Origin of the sequence: Megasphaera sp. AM44-1BH, from assembly GCF_003467125.1 — a bacterium.
In the GTDB taxonomy this organism is placed as follows: domain Bacteria; phylum Bacillota; class Negativicutes; order Veillonellales; family Megasphaeraceae; genus Megasphaera.
This window is the reverse complement of sequence record NZ_QSFA01000001.1, coordinates 96,910-120,356: the sequence shown is the minus strand read 5'-3', so window position 1 is coordinate 120,356 and position 23,447 is coordinate 96,910. Positions and strand designations below refer to the sequence as shown.

Annotated in this window: 25 protein-coding genes; 24 read left to right on the top strand and 1 reads right to left on the bottom strand. The window is 51.5% G+C overall.

Going from position 1 to position 23,447, the window contains the following annotated elements:
- Window positions 1-84 precede the first annotated feature (84 nt).
- Entirely contained in the window at window positions 85-861 is a 777-nt protein-coding gene (locus tag DW949_RS00540; protein ID WP_118021336.1) for a transglycosylase domain-containing protein, read from the bottom strand.
- Window positions 862-1,076: 215 nt separating this feature from the next.
- Between DW949_RS00540 and DW949_RS00535 the strand changes: the two genes are divergently transcribed.
- The 24 genes from DW949_RS00535 (at window position 1,077) to fapR (ending at window position 23,438) form a co-directional block, all read left to right on the top strand.
- Window positions 1,077-2,309 carry an argininosuccinate synthase gene (locus DW949_RS00535; RefSeq protein WP_059076768.1) on the top strand — a complete coding sequence of 411 codons (1,233 nt, stop codon included), beginning with the start codon at window positions 1,077-1,079 and terminating at the stop codon, window positions 2,307-2,309.
- Between the two features lie 14 nt (window positions 2,310-2,323).
- Window positions 2,324-3,757, top strand: coding sequence for an argininosuccinate lyase (gene argH / locus DW949_RS00530; RefSeq protein WP_118021335.1), 1,434 nt, complete (start codon window positions 2,324-2,326; stop codon window positions 3,755-3,757).
- A 189-nt stretch (window positions 3,758-3,946) separates the two neighbouring features.
- Window positions 3,947-4,780, top strand: coding sequence for a UDP-3-O-acyl-N-acetylglucosamine deacetylase (gene lpxC, locus DW949_RS00525; RefSeq protein WP_118021334.1), 834 nt, complete (start codon window positions 3,947-3,949; stop codon window positions 4,778-4,780).
- A gap of 15 nt (window positions 4,781-4,795) precedes the next feature.
- Entirely contained in the window at window positions 4,796-5,254 is a 459-nt protein-coding gene (fabZ, locus tag DW949_RS00520; protein WP_118021333.1) for a 3-hydroxyacyl-ACP dehydratase FabZ, read from the top strand.
- Window positions 5,255-5,429: 175 nt separating this feature from the next.
- Complete coding sequence (gene lpxA, locus DW949_RS00515; RefSeq protein WP_118021332.1) at window positions 5,430-6,242, top strand: acyl-ACP--UDP-N-acetylglucosamine O-acyltransferase; 813 nt, start codon at window positions 5,430-5,432, stop codon at window positions 6,240-6,242.
- Between the two features lie 138 nt (window positions 6,243-6,380).
- The gene (locus DW949_RS00510; protein ID WP_118021331.1) at window positions 6,381-7,196 is read left to right on the top strand and encodes an LpxI family protein; all 816 of its coding nucleotides are present in this window, start codon (window positions 6,381-6,383) and stop codon (window positions 7,194-7,196) included.
- Between the two features lie 11 nt (window positions 7,197-7,207).
- A complete protein-coding gene (gene lpxB, locus DW949_RS00505; protein ID WP_118021330.1) occupies window positions 7,208-8,350 on the top strand; it encodes a lipid-A-disaccharide synthase in 1,143 nt (380 codons plus the stop codon).
- Entirely contained in the window at window positions 8,347-10,098 is a 1,752-nt protein-coding gene (gene msbA / locus DW949_RS00500; RefSeq protein ID WP_118021329.1) for a lipid A export permease/ATP-binding protein MsbA, read from the top strand. Before lpxB ends, msbA begins: the two co-directional genes overlap by 4 nt.
- A gap of 32 nt (window positions 10,099-10,130) precedes the next feature.
- Complete coding sequence (locus DW949_RS00495) at window positions 10,131-11,444, top strand: 3-deoxy-D-manno-octulosonic acid transferase (RefSeq protein ID WP_199595683.1); 1,314 nt, start codon at window positions 10,131-10,133, stop codon at window positions 11,442-11,444.
- 4 nt (window positions 11,445-11,448) lie between these two features.
- Window positions 11,449-12,594, top strand: a complete 1,146-nt coding sequence (gene lpxK, locus DW949_RS00490; RefSeq protein WP_118021629.1) for a tetraacyldisaccharide 4'-kinase — start codon at window positions 11,449-11,451, stop codon at window positions 12,592-12,594.
- Window positions 12,591-13,331, top strand: a complete 741-nt coding sequence (kdsB, locus tag DW949_RS00485; RefSeq protein WP_118021327.1) for a 3-deoxy-manno-octulosonate cytidylyltransferase — start codon at window positions 12,591-12,593, stop codon at window positions 13,329-13,331. The genes lpxK and kdsB overlap by 4 nt, the downstream gene beginning before the upstream one ends.
- The gene (kdsA, locus tag DW949_RS00480; protein ID WP_118021326.1) at window positions 13,328-14,164 is read left to right on the top strand and encodes a 3-deoxy-8-phosphooctulonate synthase; all 837 of its coding nucleotides are present in this window, start codon (window positions 13,328-13,330) and stop codon (window positions 14,162-14,164) included. Before kdsB ends, kdsA begins: the two co-directional genes overlap by 4 nt.
- A gap of 16 nt (window positions 14,165-14,180) precedes the next feature.
- The gene (locus tag DW949_RS00475) at window positions 14,181-15,152 is read left to right on the top strand and encodes an SIS domain-containing protein (protein ID WP_118021325.1); all 972 of its coding nucleotides are present in this window, start codon (window positions 14,181-14,183) and stop codon (window positions 15,150-15,152) included.
- Window positions 15,152-15,685, top strand: coding sequence for an HAD family hydrolase (locus DW949_RS00470; protein WP_118021324.1), 534 nt, complete (start codon window positions 15,152-15,154; stop codon window positions 15,683-15,685). The genes DW949_RS00475 and DW949_RS00470 overlap by 1 nt, the downstream gene beginning before the upstream one ends.
- Before the next feature lie 19 nt (window positions 15,686-15,704).
- Window positions 15,705-16,646: a lysophospholipid acyltransferase family protein gene (locus tag DW949_RS00465; protein WP_118021323.1), complete on the top strand. Its 942-nt coding sequence runs from the start codon at window positions 15,705-15,707 to the stop codon at window positions 16,644-16,646.
- A complete protein-coding gene (lptC, locus tag DW949_RS00460) occupies window positions 16,615-17,175 on the top strand; it encodes an LPS export ABC transporter periplasmic protein LptC (RefSeq protein WP_233539442.1) in 561 nt (186 codons plus the stop codon). The genes DW949_RS00465 and lptC overlap by 32 nt, the downstream gene beginning before the upstream one ends.
- A 3-nt stretch (window positions 17,176-17,178) precedes the next feature.
- Window positions 17,179-17,913, top strand: a complete 735-nt coding sequence (locus DW949_RS00455; protein ID WP_233539441.1) for an LptA/OstA family protein — start codon at window positions 17,179-17,181, stop codon at window positions 17,911-17,913.
- 8 nt (window positions 17,914-17,921) lie between these two features.
- Window positions 17,922-18,641, top strand: coding sequence for an LPS export ABC transporter ATP-binding protein (gene lptB, locus DW949_RS00450; RefSeq protein ID WP_118021322.1), 720 nt, complete (start codon window positions 17,922-17,924; stop codon window positions 18,639-18,641).
- 12 nt (window positions 18,642-18,653) lie between these two features.
- Window positions 18,654-19,742 (top strand): LPS export ABC transporter permease LptG, encoded by a 1,089-nt coding sequence (gene lptG, locus DW949_RS00445; RefSeq protein ID WP_118021321.1) that lies wholly within the window; start codon window positions 18,654-18,656, stop codon window positions 19,740-19,742.
- Window positions 19,743-19,879: 137 nt separating this feature from the next.
- Window positions 19,880-21,121, top strand: a complete 1,242-nt coding sequence (locus DW949_RS00440) for a DUF3084 domain-containing protein (protein ID WP_118021320.1) — start codon at window positions 19,880-19,882, stop codon at window positions 21,119-21,121.
- Window positions 21,122-21,135: 14 nt separating this feature from the next.
- A complete protein-coding gene (locus DW949_RS00435) occupies window positions 21,136-21,552 on the top strand; it encodes a Holliday junction resolvase RuvX (protein WP_118021319.1) in 417 nt (138 codons plus the stop codon).
- Window positions 21,549-22,388 (top strand): YitT family protein, encoded by an 840-nt coding sequence (locus tag DW949_RS00430; protein ID WP_118021318.1) that lies wholly within the window; start codon window positions 21,549-21,551, stop codon window positions 22,386-22,388. Before DW949_RS00435 ends, DW949_RS00430 begins: the two co-directional genes overlap by 4 nt.
- A 127-nt stretch (window positions 22,389-22,515) precedes the next feature.
- Complete coding sequence (locus tag DW949_RS00425) at window positions 22,516-22,746, top strand: YdbC family protein (RefSeq protein ID WP_118021317.1); 231 nt, start codon at window positions 22,516-22,518, stop codon at window positions 22,744-22,746.
- A 149-nt stretch (window positions 22,747-22,895) separates the two neighbouring features.
- Window positions 22,896-23,438: a transcription factor FapR gene (gene fapR, locus DW949_RS00420; RefSeq protein WP_118021316.1), complete on the top strand. Its 543-nt coding sequence runs from the start codon at window positions 22,896-22,898 to the stop codon at window positions 23,436-23,438.
- Window positions 23,439-23,447 lie beyond the last annotated feature (9 nt).

Genomic DNA, 23,447 nt, shown 5'->3' with positions numbered 1-23,447 from the left:
AAACTACATACCCGGGACTACAAACTATAACGTAAAAGGAACCATGCGTGAAGGTTTTTACCATCATGCGTGGTTCCTTTTGTGTCATCGTTCGAGACGCAGGCTTTCTTTGAATGCATTTTCTGCCTGCTGGTCCGTGATATAATTCTGTTCGGCCATCAGCGCAAGGACCGTTTTTTGACGACTGCGGGCGGCTTCGTAATTTTCCAGGGGATTGTAATAACTCGGTGCCTGAAGGAGTCCGGCCAGCAGTGAGGACTGGGCCAGTGTCAGATATTCCGGCTTTTTATTGAAGTAGATGCGGCAGGCCTGCTCGATTCCGGTCGCATTGGCACCGAAGTAAGCCGTGTTCAGATAGATTTCCAGGATTTCATCCTTACTGTAATTCCGTTCCAGGAGGATGGAGAGAATCAGTTCCTGCGCTTTACGGGTCAGGGTGCGTTCCTGGGTGAGAAATGTATTTTTGACGACCTGCTGGCTGATGGAGCTGCCGCCTTCCAGGGTCTTTCCGGAATTAAAATTCACCATGACCGCCCGGGCAATGCCGATGGGGTCGATAGCGCCGTGTTCATAAAAGCGCCGGTCTTCTGTCGCGACGACGGCTTCTTTCAGGCTTTTGGGCATAGCGCCGCTGGCTACGTACACGGGGATTTTTTTCCGGTGTTCTTCCATAGCTGCGTGGAAATGCAGATAGGGGTACAGTTTTTCCTGTATGCCCATGTCAGGCAGAGATACAAGATTGTGCTGTTCAGTTTTGCTGGAAGACGCCGGCTGCGCCGTCTTTGGCGTGTCCGCAATGATGTTCCAGGCAGCGCAGAGAATAAAGGCGATAATAAATATGAAAAGATATTTTTTTTTCATAGAGCCTCCTGATATAATCATATTGTATCATATTGATAGGGAAGAATGCCAGTTTATTGCCTGTTCCGGCCCGTTTATCTGCAATTTTATGTCAAGAAAAATCCATTGAAAATTTTTTATACAAAATACTTGCATATTTTTACGAAAGGTTGTATACTATCACACGTAGACAGTTGAAAGACACAAATTGCTGATGTTTAGAGGAGGAACCGATTATGAGTGAAATTAAAAAAATCGTGTTAGCATATTCTGGTGGTTTGGATACATCCTGCATCATTCCCTGGCTGAAAGAAAATTATCCTGGTGCGGAAGTCATTGCAGCCTGCGCCGATGTAGGACAGCCTGATGACTTTGAAGCCATCGAAAAGAAGGCCATCAAATCGGGTGCATCCAAAGCTTATATTATGGATATTAAGAAAGAATTCATGGAAGACTATGTATGGCCCTGCGTCAAAGCCGATGCCGTATATGAAGGCAAATACCTCCTGGGTACTTCTTTTGCCCGGCCGCTGATTTCCAAAAAGCTCGTTGAAATCGCTAAAAAAGAAGGCGCTGACGCCATTGCCCATGGTGCAACAGGCAAAGGCAACGACCAGGTGCGGTTTGAACTGACCGTCAAGGCCCTGGCTCCGGAAATCAAACTGATTGCTCCCTGGAGAATCTGGGATCTGAAATCCCGGGAAGACGAAATCAAATATGCTGAAGCGCATAACGTTCCCGTCGATTATAAATCGGAAGAAAATCCCTATCCGTACAGCATGGACTGGAATATCTGGCATCTGAGCCATGAAGGCGATGACCTGGAAAATCCGGCCAATGCACCGAAAGATATGGTATATATGGTCACGACACAGCCGGAAAAAGCACCAGATACACCGGAATACGTCGAACTCACCTTTGAAAAAGGGATTCCTGTAGCGGTCAATGGCAAGAAAATGGATGCTCTCGAACTGATTACGACCCTCAATGCCATCGGTGCCAAGAACGGTATCGGCATCGTAGACCTCGTAGAAAACCGTCTTGTAGGCCTCAAGAGCCGTGGCATTTATGAAAACCCGGGCGGCGCCATCATCATGTATGCCCACAGAGAACTGGAATATCTCACACTGGACAGAGCTACCTATCATTTCAAAGAACACGTTGCCAATAAATACGCAGAACTCGTATACGACGGCATGTGGTTCTCCCCGCTCCGCGAAGCTCTGGCTGCGTTTGTCGATGAAACGCAGAAGACCTGCAGCGGCACGGTTAAACTGAAATTGTACAAAGGCAATATCATCAGCGCTGGTTCTTCATCGCCTTATTCTCTCTACAGTGAAGAATATGTCACCTTCGGTGAAGACGATGTATACGACCAGAAAGATGCCGGCGGCTTCATCAACCTCTTTGGCCTGCCGCTGACCATGCGTGCTCTGATGATGCAGAAGAACGAAAAGAAGAATAAATAAGGAGCGATTTTCTGATGAAATTATGGGGCGGCCGGTTTACGAAGGCGACGGATAAAAATGTAGAAGCATTCAATGCGTCTATTCAGTTTGATTGCCGTATGTATGCAGAAGATATCTGTGGCAGTATCGCCCATGCGACGATGCTGGCCCGTCAGGGAATTATTTCTGATGAAGATAAAGACGCCATCGTAAACGGCCTGAAACAGATATTTGAACAGATTGAACATGATGAATTCGAGTTTTCCATCGAACTGGAAGATATTCATATGAATATAGAAAAACGGCTGACTGATACCATCGGTGAAGCGGGCAAGCGCCTGCACACCGGCCGCAGCCGCAATGACCAGGTAGCGCTCGATACCCATCTGTACCTGCGCCGGGAAATTGCCGACGTAGCAGGGCTGCTCATCCAGCTGCAGCAATCCATCGTGAAAGCGGCGGAAAAATACAGCGATGTCATCATGCCGGGATACACTCATCTGCAGCGGGCCCAGCCAATCTTGTTCAGTCATCACCTCATGGCGTATTTTTCCATGCTGTCCCGCGATTTTGAGCATCTGCAGTTTGCCTGGAATATGGCTGACCGGATGCCCCTCGGGGCGGGCGCCCTGGCAGGCACGACCTATCCCCTGGACCAGCCGTATGTAGCCGATGTGCTTCATTTTGGCAAGCTCTATGATAATAGCATGGATGCCGTCAGTGACCGCGATTACATCATTGCCTTCCTCGAATTTGCCGCTGTTCTCATGATGCACCTGAGCCGCCTTTCGGAAGAGTTCATTCTCTGGTCCAGCTCGGAATTCAAGTTCATCGAACTGGACGATTCTCATTGCACCGGGTCGTCTATCATGCCGCAGAAGAAGAACCCCGACATCTGCGAACTCGTCCGCGGCAAAACGGGACGGTTCTATGGCCATCTCATGGCTGTACTGACCATGATGAAAGGCATTCCCATGGCTTATGACAAAGACATGCAGGAAGATAAAGAAGGCGTGTTTGATGCTATCGACAATCTGAAATTCGCACTGACCATCTATGCGGCGATGATCGATAAGATGACCGTCAATGGCAAACACATGCGGGACGTGCTGGAAAAGGATTTCTCCAATGCGACCGATATGGCCGATTATCTGGCAAAGAAAGGACTGCCTTTCCGCGAAGCCCACGCCGTCGTCGGCAGGGCCGTGCATTACTGCATTGAACACGGAAAAGTGCTGCAGCAGCTCAGCCTGGAAGAACTGCAGGCTATGAGCCCGCTCTTTGAAGAAGATATCCATCATTATCTCGATATCGAAACCTGTGTGGCCCAGCGCCGTACGTACAATGGCACAGCACCGGAATCGGTAGCCCGTCAGATTGCTTCCGGCAAAACCGTCGTAACAGGAGAAGAAGAACAGCTCCATTCATGGAATTCTGTGGTTTCCTCTGTCTATGAGTTAATCAAATAAACACAGCAACGAAAAACTGCCGTCCTCTTGTGGGAGCGGCAGTTTTTCGTTTCCTGGACCCGGGATACGGCAGCCCGGGGACCAGCCACTAAGTGAAATTTTCACTAGTCACTGTGATTGAAATAAGGTATAATAGAAAAGTATGAATAAAAAAGAAACATTTTGCATCCAGAAAGGAGGGGCGTAGGTATGACAAATGTGGTACAAACAACACTGGCACGGCCCGTTTCGTATAGTGGCATCGGCCTGCATGCCGCCAATGAAGTCCACATGGTATTACGACCGGCCCCGGCTGACACGGGAATCGTATTTGTCAGAACCGATCTGGCAGGTAACCCATCGGTACCCGCACAATTAGCCTATGTGACCAATACGATGAGGGCGACGACACTGGAGCAGGGTGAGGCCAAGGTATTTACGGTCGAACATCTGCTTTCGGCGCTGCAGGGCATGGCTGTTGATAATTGCATCGTAGAAATGGACTCTGTTGAACCGCCTGTCGCTGACGGGAGCAGCCTGACCTTTGTCAGACTGATTGAACAGGCCGGTATACAGAAACTGGATATGCCACGGCGCGTCCTGACTGTGCGCCGGCAGCATCTGGTACAGGAAGAAGATAAGTTCATTGCCATTCTTCCTTACGACGGATTCCGCATCACCTTTACTTCTATCAATCCCCATCCATTGCTGGGAGTACAGTTCAGTGACACCGAAATCACAAAAGACAATTATATACGCGATATAGCCTTTGCCCGTACGATCGCTTTTACGAAAGAACTGGCTATGTTGAAAAAGCTGGGCCTTGGCAAAGGCGGTACGCTGGAAAATACCATTGTGTATGATGATACGACATGCTTGTCCGTATTACGGAGCGACGATGAACTGGTCCGGCATAAAGTCCTGGATGTCATCGGGGACATGGCTCTCCTGGGCAGGTCTTTGAAAGGACATATCATTGCTGTCAAATCCAGTCATAAATTGAATAATATGCTGGCACGCCAGATCAGTGAAGAAATGAATTAAGGGAGGAATTTACAGATGGCAATCGAAAAGACATTAGAAGTAACGGATATCATGGAAGTATTACCGCACCGCTATCCCATGCTGCTCGTAGACCGTATTATTGAACTGGAACCGATGAAATACGCTATTGGCATTAAGAATGCGACCTTTGATGAATTGTTTTTCCAGGGACATTTTCCGGGAAAACCGGTTATGCCCGGTGTGCTCCTGGCTGAAGCCATGGCTCAGGTAGGCGGCGTAGCCCTTTTGTATCCGGAAGAAAACCGCGGGCTCATTCCGTTCTTTACGGGAATCGATAAACTCCGCTTCCGTCATCCTGTCCGTCCCGGCGACCAAATCGTCATGCGGGCTGACATCGTGAAAATCAAGGGCCGCATGGGAAAAGTCAAAGCCCAGTCCCACGTAGGGGATATCCTGTGCGCTGAAGGTGAATATCTCTTTGCCCTGATGCCGGGACAGGAACCCAGAAAGTAAGAAATAAGCCGTATTTATGCAAAATAGGGAGAAAAAAAGTGGATATAAGAGATAATATAATGTAATTTCCTCTTTTTCACGGGTATATTTTGCTATATTTTTTCAGACTTTATATTATATTACTATAATAATTTATGCACCTGTCGGTCTGACAGGGTAGCAAGGAGTGACTCTAATGACCGAGGAAAAAGAAAACATGCCGCAGAGCATGATCCATCCAACGGCTATTATAGATCCACAAGCAGAAATCGGTCCTGGTGTAAAAATAGGCCCATACGCTGTTATCGGTCCCCATGTAAAGGTCGGGGCAGGCACAGAAATTATGGCTCATGTCACCATTGACGGCTGGACGACTATCGGCGAGAACTGCCGGTTCTTTCCCAGCTGTTCTATTGGATCAGAACCACAGGATTTGAAATATCATGGTGAAAAGAGCTATCTGATCATCGGAGACCGGTCTGTTTTCCGTGAATTTGTAACGGTCAGCACTGCAACTGGTGAAGGGGAAGAAACGCGCATCGGCAGTGACTGCCTTTTCCAGGCATGTACCCATGTAGCTCATAACTGTGTCGTGGGTAATCACGTCATCATGAGCAACTGTGCCGGTCTGGCCGGTCATGTCACTGTAGAAGACCGGGTCGTCATCGGCGGCATCGCCGGTGTTCACCAGTTTGTCAAAGTGGGGCGCAACAGCATGATCGGCGGCCTGGCGAAAGTCGTGCAGGATATTCCGCCTTTTGTCATTGCCGACGGCCAGCCTGCACGCGTCATCGGGCTCAACAGCGTCGGTCTTTCCCGGGCGGGCATGTCCGACGATGTACGGCGCGAATTAAAAAAAGCTTTCCGCATTCTCTATCGTTCTGGCCTGAATCTGAGACAGGCTATTGCTGAGATGGAACAAGAGCTGGATAGCTGCGAAGAAGTGGAACATCTGCTGCGCTTCCTGCGCAATGCCGAACGGGGCATTATGCGGGGAACCAAGGATTGAACATGTATGAGGGCAGGTAAGGCTCGGCCTTGCCGCCCTTTTTTTATGGTATTTCGGCATCGTGATGACAGGATACGTGGTTTTTTGGTATAATATACTGATGAGTTTTTGATTATACAGAATAAGGATGAGATATACATGGAAAAAGTAGGGTTGCTGGCCGGAATTGGCAATCTGCCTGTAGCTTTTATGCGGGCTGCACAGCAGAGCGGCCATGCCGTAGTCGTCATTGCCGTCGTGCCCGATGTGGCACCGGAACTGGCAGAAGAAGCCGATGTGTACTACGAAATCAATGTAGCCAAACTCAATAAAATCATAAAGACACTGCGCAGTCATGATGTAGATAAAGTAACCATGATAGGCAAAGTAACAAAGGAAATCCTTTTCAAAGGCCTGAAAATGCCCGACCTGCGGGCACTGAAATTACTGGGCCGTCTGCGCAACCGCAAAGATGACACCATTATGCTGGCCATCGTCGATGAACTGGCCAGAGATGGCATTGAAGTCGTCGATCAGACGCAGTACCTGAAGCCCCTCATGCCCGGTACGGGCGTATTGTCCCGGCGGCAGCCGACAGAAGAAGAAGCAGCTGATATCCGCTTTGGCTTCGTTACGGCTAAAGCCATCGGCGGCATGGATATCGGTCAGACGGTGGTGGTAAAGCACAAAGCCGTCATGGCTGTGGAAGCCATCGAAGGGACCGATGCCTGTATACGCCGCGGAGGCGCGCTGGGCAGGGGCAATGCAGTCGTCGTCAAGGTAGCCAAGCCCAATCAGGACCTGCGCTTCGACGTACCGGCCGTTGGCATGACGACACTTAAGAGCATGATAGAAAGTGGCTGTACGGTTCTGGCTATTGAAGCAGGCCGTACACTGTTTGTCGAACAGGAACAAGTCCTGGCAGAAGCAGACCGGCGTGGTATCTGCATCTGTGCTGTTGATAAAACGTATTGACAGGAGTCTCTATGAAGATTATGTTTTCAGCCGGTGAAGCATCGGGCGATATGCATGGTGCCAATCTGGCCCGGGCGCTGAAAGAACTGGATCCGGAAGTGGAACTTCTGGGTATGGGCGGCTCCCGCATGGCCGATGCCGGTGTACGCATTATATATGATATCAAAAACCTGGGATTTATTGGCGTCGGGGAAATCATCCGCAAGATTCCTTTTTTCTTTCGTCTTCGGGATTTTCTCCTCGATACGATGAAAAAAGAAAAGCCTGACGTGCTGGTCTGCATCGATTATCCCGGATTTAACATGCGCCTCATCAAAAAAGCCCGGAAGGCCGGCATCCGCGTCGTCTATTATATCCTGCCGACAATCTGGGCCTGGCACAGGAGCCGGGGAAAAGTCATAGCGGAAAATACGGATCTGGCTATTTCCTTATTTCCTTTTGAAGCGCGGCTGTATGAACAGATCGGTACCCATGTGGCCTATGCCGGTCACCCCCTGATCGATACGGTGCATCCGTCCATGACGAGGGAAGAAGCTGTCCGGACCTTCGGGCTCGATGAGACGAAACGGACCATCCTGCTCATGCCGGGCAGCCGCCTGCAGGAAGTGAAAAGCCTGCTGCCGGTCATGCTCGATGCGGCCGCTATCATTGCAGAGACGGTACCCGATGTCCAGTTCCTGCTGCCCGAGGCTTCGACCATAGACCGGAGCCTTCTGGAAAGCCTGATTCCCCAGGATGGACCGGCTGTCCATATTGCATCAGAAGGCGTGTACGACATGATGCATATCAGCACGGCTGCCGTAGCCGCATCGGGAACGGCAACGCTGGAGACGGCTCTCATGGGCCTTCCGACATTGCTCATCTACCGGGTCGGGAATCTGACCTACTGGCTGTCGAAAGTACTCGTGCATATCAAGAGCATCGGTCTTCCTAATATCATCATGGGACACCGTATCATGCCCGAACTCTGGCAGAATGAAGTGACGCCCGAAGCCATAGCCCGTGATATGATCAGTCTGCTGACGGACGGGACGGCCTGGCAGAAGCGGCATGAGGCCATGCTGGCCGTACGCAGAGAAATGGGAGAGCCCGGGGCTGTCCGCCGTACGGCTGCTACTATTTTACAATTCGTTAAGGAGAATTCTACTGCATGAAGCAATATAATAGCTGGCAAAGCTATAAAAGACTGTTACGTTTCGTACTTCCCTATAAAAAAAGGCTGGTCGTGGCCGTCATCTGTATGGCCTTTTCCGGCTTGAGCAACGTCGTAGTGCCATGGCTGATCAAAGATGTCATCGATAAGGTCCTGGCCAATAAAGATGTATTCACCCTGAACCTCATCGTCATCGGCATCCTGGCCCTGTTTTTCGCCAGAGGATTTTTCTATTTTGGTCAGCGCTACCTCATGAGTTTCGTCGGCCAGAAAATCGTCAACGACATCCGGGAAGCCTTATATCGTCATTTGCAGACCTTGTCCCTTTCCTATTTTGACAAGCGCAAGACTGGCAATATCATGAGCAATCTGACAAATGACGTTACGGCACTGCAGACGGCCATTGCCGGCAACCTCATTTCCTTTGTTCAGGAAGCAGTCATCCTCATAGGTTCCCTCGTTTCCATGCTGTATCTGTATTGGAAGCTGACACTGCTGACACTGGTCATCGTCCCGCTCGTCGTCTTTACCATCCGCTTCTTTGGCGGGCGGCTGCGCCAGGCCGGTCATAAAGTACAGGGGAAGATGGCCGATATCACGGCCCTTCTGGAAGAAGCGATTTCCGGCATCCGTATCATCCGCTCCTTTAACAGGGAAGATTTTGAAATCAAGCGGTTCGTCGTCCAGAATGACAGCAATTTCTGGGCTCTCATGGCGACGACGCGGCTGACGGCCATGCTGACGCCGTTCATCCAGTTCTTTGCCGCCATTGCCGTCACCGGGATCATCTGGTATGGCGGCATGAGCGTCATCAATGGCGAAATGACGGCCGGTGCGCTCATCGCATTCCTGATTTATGCAATCAATCTGGCAAACCCGGTGCGCCGTATCAGTGAAATTTACGGTGATATCCAGAAATCCCTGGCCGCGGCAGACCGCGTCTTTGAAACACTGGATACGGAACCCGAAGTCAAGGAAAAGCCCGATGCCATCGAACTCCCGCGGGTACAGGGGCATGTCTGTTTCCACCACGTGGATTTCGCCTATGACGCAGAACATCCGGCCCTGACGGATTTCAATCTCGAAATCCAGCCCGGTGAAATCGTCGCTCTCGTCGGTCCCAGCGGGGCCGGCAAATCGACGGTAGCCAATCTCCTGCCCCGGTTTTATGATGTGACCGGCGGCTCTCTGACCATCGACGGTACTGATGTACGCGATGTGACCTTCCGGTCTCTGCGGCAGCAGATCGGCCTGGTCCCGCAGGAAACGATGCTGTTCAATGCCAGCGTACGGGAAAATATCCTGTACGGACGTCTCGATGCATCGGAAGATGAAATCGTCCGGGCTGCCAAGGCGGCCAATGCCCACGAATTCATCATACGCCTGCCCGACGGCTACGATACGATCGTCGGCGACCGCGGCAATGCCCTTTCCGGCGGCCAGCGCCAGCGTATCGCCATCGCCCGGGCCATCTTGAAAGATCCCCGCATCCTTATCCTCGATGAAGCGACGTCGGCCCTCGATACGGAATCGGAAAAAATCGTCCAGGCGGCACTGGAACGGCTCATGCAGGGCCGTACGTCCGTTGTCATTGCACACCGCCTGAGTACCATACGCGATGCCAATAAAATCGTCGTCATCGATCATGGACGCATCGTCGAAGAAGGAACGCATGCAGAGTTACTGGCCAGAGGAGGCCTGTACGCTCATTTGTATGCCGTACAGTTTAAAGAAAAAGCGGAAGGTTGAAAGCTATGTTAAATCACCTGCGTGTCAAATCGATGTACTGGCTGTATAACATACTGCTTCTCATGTACTGGGCGTCTCTCATTCCCGTGCTCATCTACCGCCTCATACATGAAGAAGGATTTTATCAGCGTATCAAACAGAGCATCGGTTTTTTGCCAGATGAGCTGAAGAAAAAAATATCCGACCGGCACGCCATCTGGGTCCATGCGGCTTCCGTCGGTGAAATCGTGGCAGCCAGCCCGATTGTACGGGAAATGCGGAAAGAACACCCCCAGGAAGTCATCATCGTGTCCGTCGTCACGGCGACAGGGTTCCGCATGGCTCACCAGATCATAGACGGGGCAGACGGCATCCTGTATTTTCCCCTGGACCTGCCGTATCTGACCGGGCGCATCCTCAATATTGTCAATCCGAAAATCATCGTCCTCGTCGAAACAGAAATCTGGCCGAATTTCCTGCGCATCGCCAACCGCAAGAAAATCCCCATCATGATGATGAACGGCCGTATCAGCCAGCGCAGCGTTTCCCGGTACCGGCTGATTACCTTTTTTACCCGTCACGTCCTGGCATCCATCCGGATTTTCTGTATGCAGAGCCGGATTGATGCCCAGTATATCATCGATATCGGAGCCGATCCCAATAAGGTCATCGTTACGGGCAATACGAAGTATGACCAGACCTATGGCATCGTGACGCCGGAGGAAAAAAAGAAATTTCTGGCCGAACTGGGCTTTGCCGAAACGGATTACCCCATCATGATAGCCGGGAGTACCCACAAGGGGGAGACGGCGTCGGTGTATAAGGCCTTTGTGGCCATCCGCAAAAAACATCCGCGGGCCCGGCTGATTATTGCTCCCCGCTATATTTACCAGTCTGACCTGGTACGGGAAGAAGGCCGTAAATATGGCATCACCATGGCCAAGCGCAGTGAAATGAAGGCCGGTAAGAAAATGGACGGTCCCTATGAAGGCGTCATCCTCGATACGATCGGCGAACTGGGCCGGGTATACAGTCTGGGCGATCTGGTCTTTGTCGGTGGCAGCCTGGCGCATATAGGAGGGCATAATATACTCGAACCGGCGGCGCATGCCAAGCCCATTGTCGTCGGTCCCAACATGTTCAATTTTGTGGAAATTTATGACCTCCTGAGCAGCCGCGGCGCCTGCATCATGGTCAAGAATGAGACGGAATTCATTGAGACCTGTGTGCGCATCGTTGATGACCGGCAGATGGCAGAAAATATGAAGCGCCATTGCATTGAAATCGTGCAGGAAAACCAGGGTGCGACGCGCCGGAATCTGGCAGAACTACAGAAGATACTCGATGACCTTCACGCCTGGAGATGATGTGATGTCTGTCTATAGCAAACTAGCAGCTTATATAGGATATCTCATGGAAGATACGCCTCATACATGGAAAGACGGCCCGGCGCTGGCCCTTCTTTCAGGACTTTCGGTACTGTATGGCTGGGGCGTAGGCCACCGGTACCGGTCGTATCTGGCCCATCCGGAAAAGCAGGTCCATCTGCCAGTCCCTGTCATCAGCCTGGGGAATATCACTGCCGGCGGGACGGGTAAGACCCCCACGGCGTGTTACCTGGCCCGTTGGCTCTGCCATAGGGGATACAAACCGGCCCTTCTGAACCGGGGATACCGCTCCCGGGCTGAAAAGGGAGCGGCGGTCATGTCTGACGGGGAGCATATCCTGCTGGATGCCGGATCCGGCGGCGACGAAGCCCTGCTCATGGCGCGCAGCCTTCCCGGCGTCCCCGTCCTCGTCGGACGGGAACGGGCCCGCACGGGTCAGATGGCAGTCCGCATGCTGGGAGCACAGGTGCTGCTCCTGGACGATGCCTTTCAGCACTGGCAGCTGGCCCGGGATCTGGATATCGTCCTCATCGATGGTACCAATCCCTTTGGAAACGGCCATCTCCTACCCCGGGGCATCCTGCGGGAACCGATGGATCATCTGAAGCGGGCCGGGTTCTTTATCCTGACAAAGTCGGATTTATGCACGCCCGGAGAAAAAGAGCAGATATACGGCACCCTGCGGCAGTATAACCAGACGGCTCCTGTTGCCGAAGCGGTTCACCAGCCGGCCTGGTGCGTTTCCTTTGCCGACTGGTATCAGGGCCGGAAAGACCGGAAGGAATGCAGCCAGCTCCAGGAAGGGACGGCGGCCATAGCCGTATCGGCCCTGGGAAATCCCGCTTCTTTTGAAGCGACGGTCTGCTCATCGGGATACCATCTGGCAGACCGTATCCGCTATGACGACCATCATCCCTATACTGCTGCGGATATACGGATGATGGAAGAAAGAGCCAGGTTACACGGGGCCGTGCTGGTTACGACAGAAAAAGATGCCGTAAAGCTTCCGGCAGCAGATATACTGGAACGGCAGGTACCGCTCTGGGTACTGGGTATAGAAATCGTAATCTGCAGAGGAGAACAAGAACTGCAGCAATGTATTCTGAACCATATAGGAGGAACGACATGAACTTTATCTGCATTATTCCCGCACGATTTGCATCGACGCGTCTGCCGGGCAAACCGTTGGCGGATATTGCTGGCAAACCGTTGATCCAGCGCGTATATGAACAGGCCGCTAAGGCCCGGAAATTATCGTCCGTCGTCGTGGCAGTCGATAATCCCCGCGTATATGATACAGTAGTTACCTTTGGTGGCCATGCCGTCATGACCCGGGAAGACCATACCAACGGGACAGACCGTCTGGCCGAAGCCGTGGGCCATTACCCTGATGCCGATGTCATCGTCAACGTCCAGGGAGATGAGCCGCTCATTACACCGGAAGTCATCGATGCCCTGTGCCAGACTTTTGAAGAGGACGAATCTCTTATGATGGCAACGGTGGCGACGCCCCTCAGAGAAGACGAGTATGACGACCCCAGTGCCGTCAAAGTCGTCATGAACAAACAGCACGAAGCCATGTATTTTTCCCGGTCCCTCATTCCCTATCCCCGTCATCCGTTCCACGATGGAATCCAGCCGTATAAGCATATCGGTATTTATGCATACCGCCGGGGCTTTCTCCTCAAGTATGCCGCCATGGAACAGACGCCGGCAGAAGAAGTAGAATCACTGGAACAGTTGCGCGTTTTGGAAAATGGCTATAAGATAAAGGTTATCACGACGGAGCAACAATTTATCGGCATCGATACGCCGGAAGATCTGGAACATATCCGCGAATATTTTGCAAAGGAGTCCCAATCATGAAAGCTGTACAGGTAGGAAACAGACAGATTGGCGGTGACGGCAGACTGTTCGTCATGGCCGGCCCTTGTGTCATAGAAGACCCGGAACGGGTGCTGCGCATCGGCAGGGAGATGAAAGCCATCTGCGGCCGTCTCGGACTGCCCTATATATTTAAAGCCTCTTTTGATAAAGCCAACCGGTCGAGCTGGAAATCCTTCCGCGGCCCGGGCCTTACGGAAGGGCTGAAAATCCTGAAAGCCGTCAAAGAAGAATTACAGGTCCCTGTCGTCAGCGATATCCATGAGGCCAGCCAGGCAGAACCGGCGGCAGAAGTCCTAGATATCCTGCAGATACCGGCCTTTCTCTGCCGGCAGACCGACCTTTTGCAGGCGGCCGCCCGCACGGGAAAATGCATCAATGTCAAGAAAGGCCAGTTCATGGCACCGTCGGATATGAAAAACGTGGCAGAAAAAATCAGTCATGAAGGCAATGAAAATATCATCCTGACCGAACGGGGCGTATCTCTGGGATATCATAACCTCGTCGTGGATATGCGCAGTTTCCCTATTATGCGCGAGTTTGGTTATCCCGTCGTCTTTGATGCTACCCACAGCGTCCAGCTGCCCGGCGGGGCCGGAACCCATTCTTCGGGACAGCGCCAGTTCATTGGCAACCTGGCCAGGGCGGCGGCCGGTTCCGGCATAGACGGCGTATTTATGGAAGTACATGATAACCCGGAAGAAGCCCTTTGCGACGGGCCCAACATGCTCTATCTGACCCAGGTGGAGGGGCTGCTGCGCGATATGGTGGCCATCAAGGCTATCAGTGATAAGAGCGACTCTACGGCGAAATAATAACGAGGTGAATGACATGGATATATTAGAAGAAGCAAAAGATGTATTGCAGCAGGAAGCCAAAGGCATTGAAAACCTGATTCCCAAACTGGACCAGAATTTCGTCAATGCCGTCCATATGATCATGGAATCCAAGGGCCGTGTCGTCGTGACCGGCATGGGCAAATCAGGACATATTGCCCGCAAGATTTCGGCTACCCTGGCTAGCACGGGCACGCCGGCTATTTTCCTTCATCCCGGCGAAGCCATCCACGGCGATCTGGGGATGGTGACCGGCGACGATGTCGTCCTGGCCATTTCCAAGAGCGGGGAAACGCGGGAAGTTCTGAATATGCTGCCCAGCCTGAAGCGCATCGGTGCCAAAATCATCGCTATCGTCGGCGAACACAATTCGACACTGGCCAAGAATTCCGACGTCATCCTCGATGCTTCTGTAGAAAAAGAAGCCTGCCCACTGGGTCTGGCCCCGACGACGAGTACGACTGTAGCACTGGCCCTGGGCGATGCCCTGGCTGTCGTCCTCCTTTCGTGCCATCACTTTACGAAAGATCAGTTTGCCATTTTCCATCCCGGCGGATCTCTGGGCCGTAAGCTGCTCCTGACGGTAGAAAACGTCATGCATAAAGGCGAAGATAATCCGGTCATCAGCGAAGACAGCACTGTCCAGGATGCCCTGTTCATGATGACGGAAAAAGGCCTCGGTGCTGTATCGGTCGTCGATGAAGACGGCGTCCTCGTCGGCCTCGTGACCGATGGCGACGTACGGCGCGGGCTGGAAACAGGATCCAACTTCCTGCAGTGGCCCGTCGATGCCATGATGACCAAGAGCCCGCGGATCATTACCAATGACAAACTGGCGGCAGAAGCCATGCACATCATGGAAAAAAATCAGCCCCGTCCCATTACGGTACTGCCTGTAGTGGATAAAGACAACAAGGCCGTCGGCATGATCCATCTGACCGATTTGCTGCGGCAGGGAGTGGTCTGATGAAATACCTGACACAGATAAAGCTGCTGGCTCTCGACGTCGATGGCGTCCTGACCGACGGCATCATTTACTACAGTCCCGCCGGAGACGCCATGAAAGGGTTTTCGGCCCGGGACGGCATGGGGATTTCCCTGGCCCGTATGGCTGGCCTCAGGACGGCATTGATTACCGGACGCAGGTCTCCCATGGTAGAACAGCGGGCCAAAGACCTGCATATCGACTATGTCATCCAGGATGCCAAGGATAAACTCCAGGCCCTGCGCCAGCTGTGCCGGGACACGGGCCTTACCATGGAAGAAGTATCCTACATGGGTGATGACCTCAATGATGTGTCCCTTATCCGGAACGTCGGCTTCGGTGCTGCACCGTGTGACGGCTGTGAAGAAGCCTGCAGGGCTGCCGCGTTCGTTTCCAATTTCCGGGGCGGATACGGCGCATTGCGCGAACTGGTAGAATACATTTTAAAGAACCAGGGTGTCTGGGATGATATAGTGAATCATTTTCTGACCGGCACTGCCGAATTTAAACAGTAAGGAAAGGAGCGTCTGCATCGTGTTTTCGGAATGGCAGTACTATGTAATGCGGGGCATCGGCAGGGTGATCCGTCATCTGTCCTACCCGACAGTCATTTCATTAGGACGCAGGTTGGGTCCTTTAGTCAGCCGGATTATGAAGAAACAATACAACAGGGCCATTTTTCAGGCCGTGCGGGGTCTGGAATGCAGTGAAGAAGAAGCCCGTCGTATTGTAGATGAACTGTTTTGCAATCTGGGCCAGTCGGCACTGGAAATTCTCTATACGCCGAACCTGAATCCCGGAAATATATCGGAATACGTTACGCTGGATCACCCGGAACGCCTCGATGAAGCATTGAAAGAAGACAAAGGCGTCATCGTCCTTACGGGCCATATCGGCAACTGGGAATGGCTGGGCGCGCTGGCTATGTATGGCTATCCGGCTTCGACCATCGTCAAGAACCAGGCCAATTCGTCCATCACGCGGCTGCTCAATGAAAACCGGGAAGGTATGGGCCTGGAAGTATTTGCCCGCGGTGGAAATGAAATGATCATTGCTGCCCGGGCGCTGAAACGGAAGAAACTGCTGGGTTTCCTGGCCGACCAGGACGGCGGTTTTCACGGCGTGCCCCAGCCATTCCTGGGGAAAATGAGTTCGACGCCGAAGGGACCGGCCATGTTTGCCCAGAAATTTCATTCCCCCATCGTCCCCGTTTTTACCATCCATGATGAAAACCACCGAACCCATCTGGCAATCGGCGAAATCATGCATTTTGAAGACACGGGGAACAAGGAAGAAGATATTGCCCGCATGACACGCAAGATGGCAATACTGACAGAAAAATTCATTAAAGAACATCCTACGGAATGGCTCTGGTTCCAGCATCGCTGGAGCACGGAACCGGAAGATATCATTGCACTGCAGAAAGAAGGAGCGGTGAAGGACAGTGAACATACGGCAGAAACTGATACAAAATAAAATAGGCATTCTCGTGGCAGCCGTTTTGATCTTGTTTGCCGGCATGTTGTACTGGTTCATGAAGTCGGCGCCGACGCAGGTAGAAGATACGCCACGCAGTGATGATCTGGTCGAATTCCAGGGATCGGAAATCGAAGAAAAAGACGGGGACCGCCTGGTATGGCGGCTGTCGTCGGAAAAGATCCAGGTCGATCCCAAGACGCAGAAAATGTATTTTACCAGTCCGAAAGCCGAAATCTGGGAAAAGGACGGGACGGAACTGACGGTGACAGCGAAACTGGGCATCGTAGACCGGGAAAAGAAAACGATTGAGCTGAAACAGCCTATTGAAGCTTCGACCGATAAAGGAGATACATTGCAGACTGAGGGCAGTGTGTATTATAATATGGATACACGGCTTATCAAAGGCGGCAAAGTGCTGCTGACGCGCCATGACAAAACGGCGGTAAGCGGTGATTCGTTTGAAACCAACGCATCCCTGGACCAGGTAACGGTACAGGGCCATGCGAAGATAACCAAGGGAGAGTAGAGCATGAAACAGAAACTATACATGAAAATCCTGGCAGCCGTCATGACCAGTGCCATGCTCCTGCCGGCTGCCGTTACGATTGCCGCCGATAACCCTTCTGTATCGGTGACGGCAGATAAACTGGAATACAATGGCAAGACACAGATTGCCAAAGCGACGGGCAATGTCGTCATCGTACGCGATCAGGCCACCCTCACAGGGAATGTGGCCACGTATAATCTGAAGACAGCCGAAGCGGACATGGAAGGCAATGTCACGGCCCAGCAGCCGGATATGCACATGACATCGGATAAGCTTCATTCGACGAACCGCAATTACCTCATCGCTACGGGCAATGTCAAAGGCGTGTACGGCGATAAAAAGGTAAATGGCGATCAGGTGGAATATTATCTCGACCAGGATCACGGCATCGTGACGGGCCATGGATATCTGGAAGCACAGGGGTCGCAGATGTGGGCCGACCATATCGAAGGCTGGTTCAAGGAAATCCGGGCCATCGGTACAGGCAATGTCCACATTGAATCGCCGACAGAAGAGCTGACCGCTTACGGCGATAAGGCCGTATATACCCAGACGCCGGGGCAGAATAACGGCGTCATCCATATGACGGGAAATGTATATGCCACCCAGAAGGGCAACCAGCTCAGTGGCAATGATGTAGAAGTACACCTGGCAGACAATTCCGTAGAATCCAATGGCCGTTCTACCGTTGTCTTCATACCGGGCAGTGAAGAATAGGGGAAACGATGTACATCCAGACCAATGATTTAGTAAAAACGTATAAGGAACGCAATGTCGTCAACAAAGTCAGCATTCATGTAGACCAGGGGCAGATCGTCGGCCTCCTGGGGCCGAACGGGGCAGGCAAGACGACGACATTCTATATGATAGTCGGCATCGAACATCCCAGTGACGGGTCGATTTTCATCGATGACCATGACATCACCGGGCTTCCTATCCACAAACGGGCCGCCTATGGCATTGGCTATCTGCCCCAGGAAGCATCGATTTTCCGCAAACTGACTGTAGAAGAGAATCTGCTGGCCATGCTGGAAACGACATCCCTGTCGCGGAAAGAGCAGAAAAAGAAAGCCGAATCGCTCATGGAAGAATTTACCATTACCAAATTGCGCGACCGCCTGGGCATACAGCTGTCCGGCGGGGAACGGCGGCGTGTGGAAATCGCCCGCTGCCTGGTCATGGATCCGGCTTTTATCCTCCTCGATGAACCCTTTGCCGGTATCGACCCGCTGGCCGTCAACGATATCCAGGATATCATCAGCCATCTGAAAGGACGGGGCATCGGCGTTCTCATCACGGACCATAATGTCCGGGAAACACTGAGTATCGTCGATAAGGCATACATTTTGAACGAAGGGCAGATCCTTCTGGAAGGAAGTCCGCAGGTGATTGCCAACGACCCCGTGGCCAAGAAGTTCTATTTAGGCGAAGAATTTACCATGTAACAGGGGGACACGATGAGAATATTAGATAAGTACATATTAAAAGAATTCATCAGCCCGTTCCTGTTCGGGGTCTGTGCCTTTACGGCCGTATTCATTGGGACAGGGACGCTCTATCGGATTGCCAATTTAATCAACAATTACGGGGCTTCGCTATGGGATGCCTTCCGCGTCCTAGTACTGGCCCTCCCCTCGATTATCGTCGTGACCTTTCCCATGTCGGTACTCCTCGGCTCGCTCATGGCTTTCGGACGCCTGTCCAGCAACAGCGAACTGATTGTCATGCGTTCGGGGGGACAGAATTTCGTCCGTCTTGCCATGCCGATTTTCATTGCCGCCCTGATTATTTCTCTGGGGACGACAGCGTTCAATGAATTTGTCGTACCAAAGGCCAATAATGCTTATAATACGATTATTAATCAGGAAATCAAACATCAGGTAGCTCCCAAGACACAGGACCATATCATTCTGAAGGATGTTAAAGGCCACGATATCAACAGTCTGATGTACGCCCGCCAATACGATTCGGATCTGAAGCAGTTCAAGGACATTACGGTCCAGGAATTTGAAAATGATACCCTTATGCGGGTCGAAAAGGCCGATTATGCCGACTGGAATGGCAGTAAATGGGTCATGCATGAAGGCCGGATTTATGATGTCTCTGTCGGGGAAACCGTAACCCGGACCATGACCTTTAAAAATCAGGAACTCCCCATTACCCAGAAACCGAGTAAAGTCAGCGCATCCCAGAAGAAACCTGATGAGATGACTATACGGGAATTGCGGGAACAGATATCGCTTCTGGACCAGAATGCGGTCAATACGAATAAGATGAAAGTAGAAATGTACAACCGCTTTGCCATGCCGCTGGCCAGCCTGGTCTGTGCTATCGTCGGCGCGCCCCTGGGCATGCAGAAACAGCGGGGCAGTTCTTCCATCGGCTTCGGCATCAGTGTCGTCGTCATATTCATTTACTACACCATCATGACACTGGGGAATGCCCTGGGAAATGGCGGTAAAATTCCTCCCTATATAGCAGCTTTTTTACCGGATATCGTCTGTGGCATTGCCGGTATCTGTCTTGTATACCGCAAATCCAAATAATCAGACGGAGTGATTGGTATGCCTTCGGGCATGCTGGTCACTCTGCCTTTTTTTATACGTTTCGATGAAATTGTCATAAAAAGCCATGACAGAAAGGCTGTCATGGTATAATATAAAAACAGGATGGAGGTGTGCCAATGGAATACGGATGGATTATGTTGCTCATTTTAGCCGTCATGGGCGGCGTCATAGCCTATCTGGGCGATAAAATCGGTTCCCGCGTAGGCAAGCGGAAAATAAAATTATTTGGCATGCGGCCGAAGTACTCGTCTATCCTGATTACGATCATTACCGGCGTCAGCATTGCCGCCGTTACCCTGGGCGTCATGTCCGTTCTTTCGAAGAACGTCCGCATCGCACTGTTCGGGATGCATCAGCTGCAGCTTCAGAAAGCCGAACTGGAACAGCAACGGGACCGGCTGCTGGAACAGGCCCGGGCACTGGGACTGGAAATGGAAGAAAAGAACAACCTGCTGGCTGCCAATGAAAACCTGCTGCGTCATCAGGAACAGCAGCTGGCCGATGCCAACGACCGCATACGGGTGACACAGCTGGATCTGCAGCAGACCCAGGCGGCCCGCGATGATGTGAGCCGCCAGCTGACTATCGTACAGGTGGCCCGCGATGAAATGATGGCCCGCAACAATCAGCTCAATACAGAAAATAAAGAACTGGAAGCGACACAGGCCCGCATGAATCACACCATTGGCCTGCTCGATGAACGCATAAAACTGCTGAACGATAAAATGACTGATATCCGGGAAGGACAGGTCCTGTTCCGCGTTGGCGAAGTACTGGCCAGCAAAGTCATTGATGCCAATGCCGACGAAAGCCAGATCCGGTCGTCCCTGGGAGAAATGCTGGCCCAGACCAATACCCGCATCCGGGAACACCTGGGCATCACCAATGAAAATGCCGTCGTACTCTACATTTCGCAGGACGAAATCGACCAGACCGTACAGGCACTGCATGCCGCCAAAGGCAGCAAACTGATCCGTCTTACCGCTGCCGGCAATATCATCCTGGGAGAACCGGCACTGGTCCATCTGGAAACCTTCGATAACCAGCTCATTTATCACAAGAATGAAATCGTTCATGAAGAACATTTCCAGGCTTCTGAAGTAAACGGCAGCGCCGAATACATCGTATTCCGCTTCCTCCACGAAGTCAATCAGCAGGCCGTCAAGAAGGGCATCCTGCCCGACCCGCTCACAGGCAATGTGGGTTCCCTGACGGCGACGGAAATGTTTGATACGATCCAGCGGATCAAATCCAGCGGCGACGGCGACATCATTCTCCGGGCCGTAGCACGCACGGATATCTATACAGCCGGCCCTCTGGATATCGATATAGCCGTCCGGTCCTATGGGACGCCGTGAGAGGAGCAGGTTTCATGATTTTAGCAATCGATCCGGGCTCAGAAAAGACAGGGACAGCGGTTCTCCGCAACGATGGCAGTCTGGTCTGCCGTCAGATCATACCGACAGAGGACCTGTCCGCTCATCTGTCCGAAATGTATAAAAAGTACGCTTTTACGCATATTGTTATGGGAAACGGCACGAACCACCGCCATCTTCAGCCCGTTGCCGAAGAGTGGATACAAAAGGAAGCGCCCGATGTGACCTTTTCCCTCATTGACGAAAAATTCACTACTGTGGAAGGACGGAAGCTGTACTGGCAGTATACGCCCCGTCATGGCTGGCGCCGCCTGGTGCCGCTGTCCCTGCAGTATCCGCCGGAACCAGTCGATGATTTCGTAGCCTGGATTATCGGACAACGGTATATAAAATCCCTGGGAGGTCTTTCATGATCGAATACGTAATGCGCGCTATAGGACTGGCTTTTGGAGCCCTGGTGTACAACTGCGGCCTTCATGTGTTTTTAGTCCCCAATAATGTCATCGATGGCGGCGTCGTCGGGATTGCCCTCATGGCAGCTCATGTGACAGGCATATCCTTCAGTGTATTCATCGTCGCCCTCAACATTCCTTTCTTTGTCATAGGCTATCGCAAGATCGGCCTGCGGTTTACCTTTTTTTCTCTCTATTCCGTCCTTTGTCTCTCGTTGTGGAGCAGCTTCCTGCACCTGGCTCCCATGACGGATGACCCGTTCTTATCGACCATTTTCGGCGGTATGATCATGGGGCTCGGCGTAGGGCTGATCATCCGCTGGGGCGGTTCCCTCGACGGAACGGAAATCATGGCCATCATTGCCGAAAAGATTTCGCCCTTTTCTGTCGGTGAAATCGTCATGTTCTTCAATCTGTTCATCCTGGGATCGGCTATCTTTGTCTTTGGTGTGGACAGCGCCCTCTATTCGCTGGTCGCCTATTTCATTGCCTATAAGATGATCGATGTCGTCGTAAACGGACTGGATGAAATGAAAGGACTGTTCATCGTTTCGGCGAAACACGATGAAGTAGCCCGTGTCATTACCAGGGATATGGGAAGGGCTGTGACTCTCCTTCACGGGGAAGGAGCCTATACGCGGAAAAAGACACTGATTTTATATTGTGTCGTATCCCGTCTGGAAATAACAAAACTGCAGGATACGGTAAAGCGCATAGATCCGCGGGCATTCATTACGACTTTCGATATCCGTGAGACCCAGGGCGGCCTGCTCAAAGGGAAAAAGAACCATGAATAAGACGGCGTCTTGCTGACGGGTTGTTGACGAAATACGGCAGATGCTATATCATATAAAATAATTGCATATAGTTAAATATTTATATAAAGAAGCAGATAGGACAGCTTCTCACACAGGAGGCAGAGAAATGGCACAATTGAATTTTAACATTGAAGATATTTGCGGTACCTTATCGGAGAATAAAGATGGCTGGCACAAACAGCTGACCTACATCAGCTGGAACAACCGGCCGCCAAAATTTGACCTTCGCTCATGGGATCCTGATTACCAGGCCATGACCAAAGGGATTACCCTGACAAAAGACGAATTAATCGAACTTCGGAATATTCTGGATAATATGGATTTTGATAAATACTAAAGGGGTGTAGAGTATGCTTTCTCAGATTCAGTACGGACAATGACGAAAGCATACTTTTTATTTTTGCTTGCAAAAGAAGAAGAAACATTATATAATCTCTGTTGTATGTACTATTAATACTTGGTCATAATTTACATAAAGGTGATGGAATGGTTCGTATAGCCAGAGAAAAAAGACATGCTCTCCTGTCCCGCCGCATTGAGGAAAACCCGTTCATCAATGATGAAGAACTGGCAGAAGAATTTTCTGTCAGCGTGGCGACCATCCGGCTGGACCGGATGGCCCTGGGGATACCAGAGCTGCGCATGCGCATAAAAAAGCGTGCAGAAGCAGCACAGGCCCAGCACCACCGTGCCGATGTCATGGGGGACCTGATTGAATGCAATGTTGGTAAAGACGCTATATCCATCATGACAGCTACAGAAGATATGGTGGATGCGGCACACGTCGTGCAGTCACGGTATTTATACGCTCAGGCTGATTCCTTAACGAAAGCCGTCCTGAATCTGCCGGTCTGCATCATCGCCGTTGCCAACTTGAAATATAAACAGCCCGTAACCGTCGGAGACCGGCTTGTTGCGCGGGCTGAAGTCATCCGTCAGAGAGATCAGAAATATTATGTATGGGTGAAGATACGCAAAAATGCCAAAGAAGTATTCCGGGCAAAGTTTATCGTAGAGTCTTTGGAATAACGGAGATAG

Coding starts and splice junctions, on each gene's coding strand:
- DW949_RS00540 (WP_118021336.1), bottom strand. CDS start 861: ATGAAAAAAAAATATCTTTTCATATTTATTATCGCCTTTATTCTCTGC.
- DW949_RS00535 (WP_059076768.1), top strand. CDS start 1,077: ATGAGTGAAATTAAAAAAATCGTGTTAGCATATTCTGGTGGTTTGGAT.
- argH (WP_118021335.1), top strand. CDS start 2,324: ATGAAATTATGGGGCGGCCGGTTTACGAAGGCGACGGATAAAAATGTA.
- lpxC (WP_118021334.1), top strand. CDS start 3,947: ATGACAAATGTGGTACAAACAACACTGGCACGGCCCGTTTCGTATAGT.
- fabZ (WP_118021333.1), top strand. CDS start 4,796: ATGGCAATCGAAAAGACATTAGAAGTAACGGATATCATGGAAGTATTA.
- lpxA (WP_118021332.1), top strand. CDS start 5,430: ATGACCGAGGAAAAAGAAAACATGCCGCAGAGCATGATCCATCCAACG.
- DW949_RS00510 (WP_118021331.1), top strand. CDS start 6,381: ATGGAAAAAGTAGGGTTGCTGGCCGGAATTGGCAATCTGCCTGTAGCT.
- lpxB (WP_118021330.1), top strand. CDS start 7,208: ATGAAGATTATGTTTTCAGCCGGTGAAGCATCGGGCGATATGCATGGT.
- msbA (WP_118021329.1), top strand. CDS start 8,347: ATGAAGCAATATAATAGCTGGCAAAGCTATAAAAGACTGTTACGTTTC.
- DW949_RS00495 (WP_199595683.1), top strand. CDS start 10,131: ATGTACTGGCTGTATAACATACTGCTTCTCATGTACTGGGCGTCTCTC.
- lpxK (WP_118021629.1), top strand. CDS start 11,449: ATGTCTGTCTATAGCAAACTAGCAGCTTATATAGGATATCTCATGGAA.
- kdsB (WP_118021327.1), top strand. CDS start 12,591: ATGAACTTTATCTGCATTATTCCCGCACGATTTGCATCGACGCGTCTG.
- kdsA (WP_118021326.1), top strand. CDS start 13,328: ATGAAAGCTGTACAGGTAGGAAACAGACAGATTGGCGGTGACGGCAGA.
- DW949_RS00475 (WP_118021325.1), top strand. CDS start 14,181: ATGGATATATTAGAAGAAGCAAAAGATGTATTGCAGCAGGAAGCCAAA.
- DW949_RS00470 (WP_118021324.1), top strand. CDS start 15,152: ATGAAATACCTGACACAGATAAAGCTGCTGGCTCTCGACGTCGATGGC.
- DW949_RS00455 (WP_233539441.1), top strand. CDS start 17,179: ATGAAACAGAAACTATACATGAAAATCCTGGCAGCCGTCATGACCAGT.
- lptB (WP_118021322.1), top strand. CDS start 17,922: ATGTACATCCAGACCAATGATTTAGTAAAAACGTATAAGGAACGCAAT.
- lptG (WP_118021321.1), top strand. CDS start 18,654: ATGAGAATATTAGATAAGTACATATTAAAAGAATTCATCAGCCCGTTC.
- DW949_RS00440 (WP_118021320.1), top strand. CDS start 19,880: ATGGAATACGGATGGATTATGTTGCTCATTTTAGCCGTCATGGGCGGC.
- DW949_RS00435 (WP_118021319.1), top strand. CDS start 21,136: ATGATTTTAGCAATCGATCCGGGCTCAGAAAAGACAGGGACAGCGGTT.
- DW949_RS00430 (WP_118021318.1), top strand. CDS start 21,549: ATGATCGAATACGTAATGCGCGCTATAGGACTGGCTTTTGGAGCCCTG.
- DW949_RS00425 (WP_118021317.1), top strand. CDS start 22,516: ATGGCACAATTGAATTTTAACATTGAAGATATTTGCGGTACCTTATCG.
- fapR (WP_118021316.1), top strand. CDS start 22,896: ATGGTTCGTATAGCCAGAGAAAAAAGACATGCTCTCCTGTCCCGCCGC.